This is a genomic window from Pseudanabaena minima str. Chao 2107 (assembly GCF_051131155.1).
In the GTDB taxonomy this organism is placed as follows: domain Bacteria; phylum Cyanobacteriota; class Cyanobacteriia; order Pseudanabaenales; family Pseudanabaenaceae; genus Pseudanabaena; species Pseudanabaena minima.
This window is the reverse complement of the sequence record NZ_CP159508.1, coordinates 5183142-5195784: the sequence shown is the minus strand read 5'-3', so window position 1 is coordinate 5195784 and position 12643 is coordinate 5183142. Positions and strand designations below refer to the sequence as shown.

At 43.0% G+C, this 12643-nt stretch carries 8 protein-coding genes and 1 pseudogene; 2 read left to right on the top strand and 7 right to left on the bottom strand.

Features of this window, described 5'->3' with window-relative positions; all coding sequences use genetic code 11:
* Positions 1-295: 295 nt before the first annotated feature.
* From ABM313_RS23355 to ABM313_RS23345, 3 genes and pseudogenes are all read right to left on the bottom strand, one after another.
* Positions 296-1795, bottom strand: coding sequence for a UDP-N-acetylmuramoyl-L-alanyl-D-glutamate--2,6-diaminopimelate ligase (locus ABM313_RS23355; RefSeq protein WP_434685528.1), 1500 nt, complete (start codon positions 1793-1795; stop codon positions 296-298).
* Between the two features lie 108 nt (positions 1796-1903).
* Positions 1904-2284, bottom strand: a complete 381-nt coding sequence (locus ABM313_RS23350; protein WP_434685527.1) for an ISAs1 family transposase — start codon at positions 2282-2284, stop codon at positions 1904-1906.
* Between the two features lie 2 nt (positions 2285-2286).
* Positions 2287-2906: pseudogene (locus tag ABM313_RS23345) on the bottom strand (helix-turn-helix domain-containing protein); the annotation flags it as partial.
* Between the two features lie 229 nt (positions 2907-3135).
* Here ABM313_RS23345 and ABM313_RS23340 point away from each other — a divergent pair.
* Positions 3136-3507, top strand: coding sequence for an STAS domain-containing protein (locus tag ABM313_RS23340; protein ID WP_434685526.1), 372 nt, complete (start codon positions 3136-3138; stop codon positions 3505-3507).
* Positions 3508-3622: 115 nt separating this feature from the next.
* On the opposite strand, the gene ABM313_RS23335 is transcribed toward ABM313_RS23340, so the two are convergent.
* The 3 genes from ABM313_RS23335 to purN all read right to left on the bottom strand — a co-directional run bounded on the left by ABM313_RS23335 (position 3623) and on the right by purN (position 6234).
* Positions 3623-4489, bottom strand: coding sequence for a shikimate dehydrogenase (locus ABM313_RS23335; protein WP_434685524.1), 867 nt, complete (start codon positions 4487-4489; stop codon positions 3623-3625).
* A gap of 256 nt (positions 4490-4745) precedes the next feature.
* The gene (locus tag ABM313_RS23330; protein ID WP_434688581.1) at positions 4746-5294 is read right to left on the bottom strand and encodes a transposase; all 549 of its coding nucleotides are present in this window, start codon (positions 5292-5294) and stop codon (positions 4746-4748) included.
* A gap of 319 nt (positions 5295-5613) precedes the next feature.
* The gene (gene purN / locus ABM313_RS23325) at positions 5614-6234 is read right to left on the bottom strand and encodes a phosphoribosylglycinamide formyltransferase (RefSeq protein WP_434685523.1); all 621 of its coding nucleotides are present in this window, start codon (positions 6232-6234) and stop codon (positions 5614-5616) included.
* 323 nt (positions 6235-6557) lie between these two features.
* On the opposite strand from purN, the gene dusA reads away from it, so the two are divergent.
* Positions 6558-7571 carry a tRNA dihydrouridine(20/20a) synthase DusA gene (gene dusA, locus ABM313_RS23320; RefSeq protein ID WP_434685522.1) on the top strand — a complete coding sequence of 338 codons (1014 nt, stop codon included), beginning with the start codon at positions 6558-6560 and terminating at the stop codon, positions 7569-7571.
* Between the two features lie 32 nt (positions 7572-7603).
* Here the strand turns inward: dusA and ABM313_RS23315 are convergent, their stop codons facing one another.
* Complete coding sequence (locus ABM313_RS23315) at positions 7604-12640, bottom strand: PAS domain S-box protein (RefSeq protein ID WP_434685521.1); 5037 nt, start codon at positions 12638-12640, stop codon at positions 7604-7606.
* Between the last annotated feature and the right edge of the window lie 3 nt (positions 12641-12643).

Below are 12643 nucleotides of genomic sequence, written 5' to 3'. Positions count from 1 at the left end.
TAAACTTGGTTTGGTTTTGAATATACTTCCTTTTGCATCATAACCGATCCTCCTTACGTGTTTTTGCCTAGGATTTACCTAGGATTCGCCCATTATTTGCTCAGTTTTTGCCTAATATCTCTCTTTAAATCTTAAAGGTTGAAACTGATTACTAATGTTACGTGGAAGGCTGAGATTTGGGCTTGGAGACCAAGCCCCTACTTTTACAAAAATATGTAGGGATTTGGTCTCCAAATCCTCTTTTAAGATGATATAGAAACATTATGACGATCTTTGTTCTACGTAACATCAGTGATTAGCGACTCAAGTTTTGGCGTTGGATGAGAGCAGATTGAGCCTCCTCACGATCATCGAAATGGATTTTTTCCCGCCCGATAATTTGATAGTCTTCATGCCCTTTGCCTGCAATCAGAATCGTATCGCCTGCTTGAGCTTCATAAATAGCTGTTTGGATACATTTATGTCGATCTCCTTCGATGGTCATCGGTTTATCGCCAATATTCGCGTTCACACCAACCACGACATCATCAAGGATTCTTTGGGGATCTTCAGTACGGGGATTGTCGGAGGTTACATAAACGCGATCAGCGAGTCTGGCGGCGATCCCACCCATTAATGGTCGCTTAGTGCGATCGCGATCTCCACCACAACCAAACACGCAAATTAATTCACGCTGCGTAAAGGGACGCATTGCCTTGAGCAGATTTTCTAGGCTATCAGGAGTATGGGCATAGTCCACTACCACCGTGATATCTTGATCGTCGCTGACCTGTACTCTTTCTACACGCCCAGGGACGCTCTTAAATTCGGGTAGGCGGCTGACTAATTCTGGCAAACCCATGCCCATGTGCAGAGCTGTGGCGATCGCTGCCAAGATATTCTCGACATTAAAGCGCCCCACTAAAGGTGACTGAAAAGCGATCGCGCCCTGTGGGGTATGCAAGATTCCTGTCGCACCATTGGGCAAATAGGTCAGGTTCTCAGTATAAAAATCTGCTTGGGAATTGCTAATGCTATAGGTCCAGATCGGCTTATCTGTAGTCATTTGCGCCAAACGCTGCCCGAAGGGATCATCAAAATTAATAATGGCTCGACCTTGCAAATAGGTGTCACTGAATAGCAAAGCCTTTGCCTGAAAATAGTCTTCTAGATTTTTGTGATAGTCCAAGTGATCTTGGGTCAAGTTGGTAAATACGGCGACCTCAAAAGGGCAACCTAATACGCGCCGTTGGTCTAACGCATGGGAGCTAACCTCCATCAAGCCCATGTCACAACCTGCGGCGATTGCCTCGGCAAGTTGTGCCTGTAAGTCCACGGCAAATGGGGTGGTATGGTTTGCAGTCTTAGAGTAACCAGCCCAACGGGTATAGAGTGTGCCGAACAACGCTACTGCATATTGCGTTTGCAATAAAAATTCGATCAGGTGCGTAGTTGTCGTTTTGCCGTTTGTCCCTGTTACACCTATTAGTTTCAGCTTTTGAGCAGGATAGCCATAGAACGCAGTGGCAAGTTTACTACAAGCTACTACCACATCATCAACGGCGATCGCCTTAGCGCGATCTTGCTCAGATAAATTATCAAAAGCCTCACGGGAAATAATTGCGGCGATCGCTCCCTGTGCGATCGCCTGTGGCGCAAACTTGCCCCCATCTACTTGAGTTCCTGTCATGCCAATAAATAAGTCCCCATCTTGGCAAGCCCTTGAATCTGTAATTACACGCTTTATTTCTAGCCCATCTAGTTCAGGCTGAGAATTTTGATACCCTGCCAATGCTAGCAATTGTCCTAAACGCATAATTCTCAATCCTTTCTCACAAGCACAAAACATCTCAGAATTCTTACATAAAATCTTGATTTGTGACAACCCAAAACAGGAGGGTGGCAAGGCAACCGCATAAAAAAGTCAAAGGTTAAGGAGATGAATTAGATAAGCCAGATCCCAAGCCGCCTTATTACATTTCGCCCGCATACTGAACTTAGAAGACTTATCGCGACTTAAGAGATTAAGAGCAAAGTGACGCAGCATCGCCATATTTTTAGGAGAATTATCTTTGCGAATACGGGAAGCATCTTCGTGAAAATAGACATCTAAAACCCAATGCAAGGAATTTTCAATCGACCAATGAGTCCGAACAGCCTCAGTAATAACGGTTGCACTGGAGGGCAAGCTAGAAATGTAGTAGCGATTTTCAGTGGAGACTTTCCCATTGATTCTGCGTTCGCTCTGAACTAAGGCAATAGTTTGTAAACCAGCCCATAAAGGCAATTGAGTCAGGTAATCCAAGTTAGGACATTAAACCTTTGCCTTCCTGTCCCAGATTTGACAAACAAGCGTTCAAAACACCACAAAAAGCCTAAATAAGCACCTAGGACAAAATGTGCCGCATCGACAAAGAAAACGGCTCTTTGACCAGATTTAGCTTCTTCTAAGCGTGGTTCTAGTTTTTTTTTAGAAATTCCTCTTGTGCTGCTGCGTCTGCCTTAGCAGGTATTAGTCCTACTCGACGACAACTCATTCCCATCGATTTCAAAAAATGACGCACCTGTTCTCGACTACGGACAATTCCTGTCAACTCGGCAATTGTTGCTGCTGCATGAGCCAGAGTTTTGGGTGGATGTTCTCGAAAATATATCTCTAAACTTTCCTGATGCTGTTTGAGTTCACTCTGTGGGCGATTAAAGGTCAGTTCTTTGAGTTTGGTTATCCCACCTTCTTTATAATCTCGTAAATAACTCAACAATGTCGGTTCAGTGATTCTTAGTAGTTTCGTGATTTCCTTGTGCGCGTATTTCTGGCTTTTTAGGTATAGTGCTTCCATTTTTCGCTGTACTCGCGGATGCGGGTGATGGAATCTTTCGTGATGTAGGGCATCTATTTCTTCTTTGGTAAATGTTATTCGGATCATCTTGGAGAAAAGCTACTGTTTTTTCCATCTTTACCCTTTCAAAAAATAAAGTCTACACCCTGTCTAAGTATAGGAATGTGAGTTTTGATTTGTCCTATCTATCTCTTGCGTTGCTATAGTAAAAATTAGCAGTCCATTAGTTAATAATTTGCTGTAATTTTTAAAAGTGTGGCTATACTTTTGAACATTGGTATTAAACTACAACTAATTTGATTGCAAGATAAAATTTATGGCTTTGCAGATCCTCGCTAGCAATTCTAATTCTGATACTTTGTGTTTAAGTTTGGACGGACAACTTGATACATTGACTGCATCTGATTTAGAGAAATCTCTTCAGTCCAACCTAAATCAAGATATTCAGACAATAATTTTCGACCTCCAGAATTTGAGTTTTGTCTCCAGTGCAGGGTTAAGAGTCTTTGCCAAGGCAAGGAAAATAATGAAATCAAAGGAAGGTAAGGTATTTTTTACAAACCTTACACCTCAAGTGAGAAAAGTATTTGATATCGTTAAAGCTGTGCCGCTTTCTGAAGTATTTGCAAGTATTGAAGAACTAGATGCATACTTGACCGTAATGCAATCTAATGTAGAGAGCGATTAATTGCTTTAAAACAAAATGAGTTTGATATCGCCATTTGAGTCGTGCGAAGTACGACACAAATAGCGAAAAACTGAAGTTAAAGCACAATAAGGCATAGCCTTATTGTGCTTTAACATTAAGCCAGATGCTGAAATAATGCTTGGCGCATCATCTCAATAGGGACAGGTTGCTCCAACCAAAACTCCAATCCGATCGCTCCCTGATTGATCAGCATTTCCAACCCATCGATCGCCTTGAGTCCCCTAGCCGTCGCAATTTGTAAAAATTTTGTGGGGCGTGGCGTATAAATCAGATCATAGGCGATCGCATGATTTGGCAGTAAATTCATCTCCGCCTCAGAGATTGGTGTATTGGGATCACTTGCCATCCCGATAGGCGTGGCATTGATCACGATTCCTGCAACTTCTAGCAAATGCGGTATTGAAGTCCAAGGATGTACCCGCAGATTGTAATCGTGGAGTTGGCTAGTCATCGCCCCATGAAATTTTTTCATCTTCTTAGGATCTCTTCCTACGACATGAATGACAGGACAGCCCAACTCCAAACAAGCAGCCACTACCGCTTTAGCCGCCCCACCACTACCAAGGATCACCGCAGGGCTATTTCCCCAATCGCACTTAAGTTGTTTGAGTGGATGTAAAAAACCTGCCACATCCGTATTTGTGCCAATCCAGCGATCTCCGACTCGCTTCACCGTATTGACAGCGCCAACAGCCTTGGCGATCGGCAAGACTTCATCAAGTAGTGAAATTACTTCAACTTTATGGGGAATGGTCAGGTTAAAGCCTTGGACTGATTGAATAGCTTTTAGTCCCCCGATCGCCGTAGGTAAATCCTCTACAGGAATCGGGAATGGCACATACACATAGTCTAGCCCCATCGCAGCGATCGCGGCATTGTGCATCACAGGCGAAAGACTATGACTGACGGGAAAACCCATCACCCCTAAAATTTTGGTTGTTCCTAAGATGCTTCCGCTCATAGTTGCTTACCTTACACAATTAAAAAACTATGACACAAATGTTTCGTTTAAAAGCTAAGCAATATGGAGATCTTAAAAAAACTTACTTGAGAATGGGTCCTCTATCATTACAATCGCGAAACTATGACGCAAGCAATATAGAAATGTTTAACCTCGTTGCATGATACCAATGGCTATTGAACAGAATTCAATTTATTTAATGAGGATTGAATGTGCCATCAGACTATGAAGTCTTTTTGGCTTTTGCTTTGTCATGTTAACCCGCATTTTTTCTATAGAACCCATTTGGCATCTTAGCAAGACGCTTAAGCATAAGCCTAATAAAGCAAAGGTGAATTCTGGCATTAGCATTGACTAACGTTCTGTCAAAGTTTTTGACCAGACTTTTACAAAGCTCCATCCAAGCATTGGAACGTTCCACAATCCAACGCATAGGAATGACCACAAAACCAGATATACCCAAAGCCTTCTTTTCCTGTCTAGACATTTTCGGTGCAACCTTAAACCTAATCTTGGTCATGCTCTGCGGATAAATCTCTTCTAGAGCAGGGATGAGCTTGTCGGGTTGATAGCCATGATCAACCATGACAGTTATCTTGGGAATATTCACAATGTTTTGAGCAAACATTTCAATCAAAGCCTTGTCGTCGGACAGACTTGCCTTATTGCAAAGTGTAAAGAATGGCAAACCCAGAGAATCCACACCGAGATTTTTCTTGATGCCATTGGTGACTTTGTAGGAGCAGTAACCTTTGGAATCAATGCTTGCATTACAGGTGTTTTTGGTGGCTTGTGAATCGACGATGATTAAGGTTGTCCACTTAGGCTTTTTTTCGGCTTGCGCTCTCACTTGCTCGTGCAAGAGTGCTAAGTCATAATCGGCTCCTTGTTCCACGATTTGGCTAGTAGACAGTCAAGAACTGCACGTTCGATAAGTTCGTTTGGGGAGATTGATTCAATTTTTGATCTCGCTTCGATGGAGTCTTTTACATCTGGGGCTAAGGATAAGGTTATGACTTCTTGCATATAGATATCAAGATGATTTGTTTTATTTTAGCTTGGCATAGAAAAAGTTACCGCAAACAGGAGGTGCGGCGCGAAGCGCCGCACCTCCTGTTTGCGGTTTATCTAAAGAGTAGATGGCTATACTCAGCGATCGCCTCTGGATAAATAATATGCTCCTGAACTTGAATGCGTTTTTGCAGATCTTCTAAACTATCTTCTGGCAACACTGGAACCGCAGCTTGTTTGAGGATTTTGCCGCTATCAACTTCGAGACTGAGTAAATGCACGGTACATCCCGTAATCTTGACACCATAGTTAAAGGCTTGCTCGATCGCATGGATACCTTTAAAGCTAGGCAATAAACTGGGATGAATATTTAAAATGCGTTCTGGAAAAGCATCAATTAAAACTTGGGTGACGATTCGCATCCAGCCAGCCATAATCACCAAATCAACGTTGTGTTGCTGGAGAAGTTCAATAATGGCGCGATCAAGAGCTTGACGTGATTTGTAATCGCGATGATTGACTAAAATTGCAGGAATACCGAACTTTTCAGCGCGTTGTTTGGCAAAAGCATCAGGTTCGTTATAAATCACTAAGGCAATTTTGGCTAGCAATTTTCCCTGCTCAATGGCACGAGCGATCGCCTCAAAATTGCTCCCACTTCCCGAAGCGAGAACACCCAGAATCACAACAGAATTAGAACTAGATGAATTGTTGGGTAGAACTGGCGAACTCACGAATCTTCAAGACCTCTAAACAAAAAGCGCAGACACAAGTTTACTATATAAGTAGAAAGGCTTAATTATTTGTAGGATGCGTCGGTGCAACGTAACATCAGTTAAAGATAATGATGTTACGTTGAAGGAATTCTTGCGATGGCGTAAGTCTAGGGCTGGCATGGAGGCGCAGCCCCTACAAGATCTAAAATCTACAGGTAGGGGCAATCCCCCCGTGGTTGCCCTGTTATGCTAGCAGCAAGAGTTACATCATCTGAGTTCCACGTAACATCAGGTTTAATTCCAACAAGCTGTATAAAGACGATTTTATCGCTGATTTTGCCATGACTAGTTTATCGAAAATGTCCCTTTCTACTCAGGAAGAGTGCGATCGCCTTACCTATCCCCTCAGCATTGCGCCCATGATGGATCGCACCGATCGCCATTATCGTTACTTCATGCGCCAAATTACGAGACAGACTTTGCTATATACAGAAATGGTCACTAGTGCAGCAATTAAGCATGGTGATCAAGATTATTTATTAGGATTTTCGCCAGAAGAAAAGCCTCTCGCGTTGCAGGTTGGTGGTGACAATCCTCAAGATCTGGCTGAATGTGCGCGGATTGCCGCAGCGATGGGCTATGACGAAATTAATTTGAATGTGGGCTGTCCCAGCGATCGCGTCCAAAGTGGAAACTTTGGCGCATGTTTGATGAAAACGCCTGCTCTGGTTGCCAAATGTGTTGAAGCAATGATTGCGGCTACAACTATTCCTGTATCGGTCAAACATCGAATTGGGGTTGATGATTTAGATACTTACGAAGATATGCAAAACTTTGTCAGGATTCTAGCAGAGGCAGGTTGCCAGCGCTTCTCAGTTCATGCGCGTAAGGCTTGGCTCCAAGGTTTAAGTCCCAAAGACAATCGCGAAATTCCACCTCTGCGTTACGCCGATGTACATCGATTAAAGCAAGAATTCCCACATTTATTTATTGAAATTAATGGAGGATTTATCACCTTAGCGCAAGTCCATGAGCAGTTACAGAAAGTTGATGCGGTAATGATTGGACGTGCTGCTTATGACAATCCCTATCTATTTGCAGCTAGCGATCGCGAATTTTTTGGTGATGAAACTCCCATGCGTAGTCGAGTGGAAGTTGCTGAGGCGATGATTCCCTATATTGATCAATGGACAGCGAAAGGATTGAGGTTACATAAAATCACTCGTCACATGTTGCAATTGTTTCATGGTCAAGCAGGTAGCCGCCTCTGGAAGCGAATTATCACGGAGAAGTCCTGTATTGTTGGTGCTGGTTCTGAAGTAATTCGCGAAGCGATCGCTGCCGTTGATAGCTAACGTGAATTCGATATCGCCATTTGCGCCGCTATTTATCTCTTGGATTGGGTTGCATTGCTATGCGCTGGATATTTTGTATGAACAGGAAGCGTAACCAGAATTTCTGTAAACTCGTCTGGGTTGCTGACGATCTCTAACTTGCCCTGATGTTGCTTAACAATAATGTCATGGGTAAGTGAAAGCCCCAGTCCAGTACCAGACCCAGGCGGCTTAGTTGTGAAGAAGGGATCAAGGATTTTCGATTGAATCTGAGGGGAAATGCCACAGCCATTATCACGGATGCAAATTTTTACTGTTTCTCCTACTAGTTGAGTGGAAACTCGTAGCCTAGGGGTATATGTGCTGATTGAGGTATGATCCAAACGAAACTGAGCTTGCTTGGAACGCATCGCATCGCAGGCATTATCAATTAAATTGATAAAGGCTCGCATGAGAGTATTCGGAATTACGTCAACTAGATTTACTTCTGGATCGTAGTCGGTATGGCTATCGACATTGAAGTTGATATCTTGCGATTGTTTGGCACGACAAGCTAGCCTTATTGCCTCATTCAGCAAAGTATTAAAGGGGGTAGGCTGCATCGAATCAGGTTCGCTACGGGCATGTTCCATCATGCTACTAATGATCTCTGCGGCACGGAGGCTATGTCGATGGATCGTAGAGGCGTTTTCTTGCAAGTCGATGATGATCGTTTCGATAAAAGATGCAGTTTGCGATTCTTGGGATGAGAAAATTGGTTGCAGAGCCTCTAGCAACTCTTGAGTTAGTTCGATGGAGCCTTCCGCATAGTTTTTGACAAAGTTAAGGGGATTCCGTAGCTCATGGGCTATGCCTGCGGTTAGCGTTCCTAACGAAGCCAGCTTTTCTTGAGCAACTATGCATTCTTGAGCATTTTTTAGTTCATTGGTTCTTTCTTCTACACGCTGTTCGAGGGTTAGTGAGTATTCTTCAAGTTGATGGTTGGCTTGTTCTAGTTCGCTATTCAGTTGCGATAGTTCTTGTAACAGTCGATCTCGTTCTAGTTCTGCTTGCTTGCGATCGCTGATATCGGTATGTGTTCCCAACATCCGTAAAGGTCTTCCAGCCTCATCCCACTCCACAAATTTACCGATAGATAGAATCCACTTCCATTCATCATTTTTAGTACGTTGACGAAATTCTACTTTGTAAATACTAATCTCACCATTGACATAGGCTCGATAATTGGCTGCAACTCGTTCTAGATCATCGGGATGAAGTCGCTCGATCCACTTCGCATTGGTTTCGGCAAATTCCTCATCAGGGCTATAACCCAACATCGTGGCATATTCAGGGCTAACAATCGCAATTCCAGTCTGTGGGTTTAGGTCATAGAGTCCCTGATTTGCAGCAGTGAGGGCTAAACGCAATCGCTCTTCGCTGTCCTGTAGCAACAATTCGGCTTTTCGCCGCTCAGTCACATCTCGGTTAATGATTACCACCCCTGTAATCGTGCCATCAATTTCAAAATAGGGAAAATAGGTGGCATTGACAAAGCGATTACCTGCTTTCTCAAAATAGAACCATTCTCCATAATCAATCGTTTCACCAGCAAGACATCGATCAAACCTCGATTTAACAACTGTCTGAAATGTATACTCACCCATGACATCATGGATTGAGCGTCCAACTATCTCATCCCATGTCCGTTCGTTGTGTTCTAAATAGGTTTGATTAACCAAGCGATAGGTATAGTTACGGTCAACTAAAGCAATACCGTCTGGAGCAATCTCTACCATCCGTTGATACTGCCGTAAGACAATTTCAGCTTGCTTGCGATCAGTAATGTCACGGGCTACACCCACTATCCGTAAGCCAGTTTCATCTTCGTTCTCAACTACTTTGCCATTGACAGCAACCCAACGCATCTCCCCATCGTTACGATTAATTCGGTATTCGATGTTGTACGGGGACTGTGTGGTAAAACTATGGGAAAGAGCTTGAAATACTCGTTCTTGATCTTCAAGATAAACCAGTTTCAAAAAGGCTTCGCGATCGCCAGGAAATGTTCCAGGAGCGTAGCCGAAAATAGCTTCTGTTTTTGCTGACCAAATCCCTGTATCGAAATTTGACTCCCAAGTTCCCATCTCGGAAGACTCAAGGGCTAGCTGTAAACGCATTCTCTCTGACTGAAGCTGCCTCTCTGACCGTTTGCGATCGCTAATATCTTGAACGACACCAATAACATACTGCGGTTCTCCAAGAAAGTCTCGCGCCAGAGACACAGCTAAATTAGCCCAAACGATTTCACCATCTTTACGGATATAGCGCTTTTCTATCGTAAAGGTTTGCAACTCTCCTGAAAACAAAAGCCTAGCATTTTCATTGTCTTTTTCTAGATCATCAGGGTGGGTTATTGCCATAAAAGAGGTTAATAGTAGTTCTGCTTCTGAGTAACCCATAATGTCGCAATATTTTTGATTGACGCGCACAAATTTGCCATCGAGGCTGTTTTGGGCAATGCCAACAGCAGCTTGCTCAAAGGTAGCCCGAAACCTTTCGTTGATTTCTTGTAAAGCCATTTCAGCCTGTTTGCGATCGGTAATATCTTCAGAAATACAGATCAAATAATCAGGGTTACTATCCTCATCGAATATCGGAACCTTGACTGTATGCAAAATTCGTCGCCCCAACGTTAAACTATCAATTGGCTCTTCTGGAATATCTTCTGGTTTACCAAGTGCAAATGATAAACGATCTTTCTCATTAAAGAAATCAGATTGTTCCTTTGGGAAAAAGTCATAGACTGATTTACCAATTGCTTGCTCTTTGGTACAACCAAACATGTGTTCACAGGTACTATTCCACAGCACAAACTCGCCAAATCTTTCCTCTTTACCATTTTTGACAAATAGAGCTACTGGTAAATTTTCAATAATTGCTTCGAGAAAATTTCTTGCTTGGGATAATTCTTTTGTGCGTTCCTGTACCCGATGTTCTAGTTCTTCATTCAAATTTTGGAGGTCTTCCCATACCTGTATTCTTTCTATTTCAGCGATCGCTCGTGCCCCAAAAATATGTAGCAACATTTCTGCGCGGTTTAGGTTGGCTAAGGGTTGGCGATTTAACACACAAAGCACACCAATCTTTTTACCTGCTGAATTCTGTAAGGCAACACCAAGATAACTATCTACATCTACTCCCACTAAATTTTGATCATTGGGAAATGTTTGTTTCACGCTAGAACAGTAATATTTACCTTCGCTTAATGTTAGTTTGCATGGAGTATCAGCAATTTGGTATACAAAATTGGGCTGTAGTTGATGATCGGCATACCATGCAAGTGTCTCCAAACTATCTCCAACCTGTTGGGCAAGATAAACATGGGAAACATCAATGGCGATCGCAATTTGTCGGACTAGCTCAGGAAAGAACTCTTGACCAGTAACCGAGGCAGTACTATGCATTAATCCTTGGAAAGCTAGCTCTGCTTGCTGGCGATCGGTAATATCCATTGCAATTCCAGCCGTTCCAATTGACTCGTTAAAATCGTTGATAACTGGAGACTTGATCGTTTCGATCCATCGATATGTGCCATCCGCAGTAAGGAGATATTCCTCAACCTGTTTTTGTTTCCCTAAATTTATAACCTCACGATCGTCACGCATATAGGCCTCAGCTAGCTCGCGAGACCAGATATCTAGGTCAGTCAATCCAATTAATTGAGAGGATGTATAGCCACAGGCTTGAGCAAATGGCTCATTAACTGCCAAAAATCGACCGTCACGATCTTTTAGCCATGCAATATGAGGGATATTGTTCAGTAGCGATGATAACTGTTGTTCACGTTCTTTGGCTATTTCTTCACTTTTTTTGAGGGCTAGTTCAGCTTGTTTGCGATCGCTAATATCGCGTCCCACAATCAGTACATCATCTTCACCATAGGCAACCACACGACATTCTTCTGCTTGTAAAACACCATCAACCCAAAGCTCTTGTTCATAAATTTGTATTTCTCTAGTTTGGATCGCATCATGTACAGCTTTCATCCGTCTTGCTGCCAAATCAGGTGGCAAGGTGTCCTCTACCCTTGTCCCGATCAGATCTTGAGCAACACCAAGTAAGGAAAAAGTTGTGGGTACGATAAAATCAAGATACATGCCCTTGTGGTTAACTCGCATAATCAAGTCAGGCAAAGTATTGATCAGTGCGCGTTGTTGCGCTTCACTTTGACGTAAAGCAATTTCAGTAAAAATGCGATCGCTGATCACTTCTCCAAAAATAATAAGCCCACCAATGCTATCGGTATCGTCATACCAAGGACGCACTTCCCAACGCACCCATGCTTCCGTTCCATCGGCAAGAATATATTGCTCTTTTTCATTCCGTTCCACATTTCCCTGCAAACATCGTTGATGTACTTCACGCCAGTAATCAGGAGCATTAGGAAAAACGTCATAATGACATTTGCCAATGATTGATGGCTCTAGTTGATAATCTTGAATCCAACATTGACTAGCGATCAAATAGTTCATTTGGCGATCGAACATAGCTACACCCACAGGCGTATGCTCGAAAAACAGCCGTAGTTGCTTTTCGTTCTGCCGTAGTTGTTGGGTATGTTCTTGGATATGTTGCTCCAAACTACTATGCAGTCTTTCTAGTTCGCGCTTAGCTTGTTCTAGTTCTCGCTTTTGGGTGAGCAGTTGCCGATCTTGTTGATAGCGACGCAGGGCTTCGGTAACTGTGAATTGTAAATCGATCGCATTCCAAGGCTTCGGTAGGAACCGATAGAGATCCACCCGATCAATCAAATTACTAACATCTTCAGAGCTTGCTTGACTGGTGAGCATGATTTTTAAAATTTCGGGATGCCGACTTTGAAGTTCTATTAAAACTTGCTCACCACTTACGTCAGGCATTAGCTGATCCACAATCACGAGAGGTATTTCTATGCCATCAGCTAATAATTTTTCCACCAGTGTTACGCTTTCATGACCACTTTCAGCAATAGCGATCGCATAGTTAGGGAAACATCGCCTTAATTGAGTTCTCAGCTCAAGCAGAACACTGTACTCATCGTCAACACAAACAATCGTAGGGCTACTCATTAG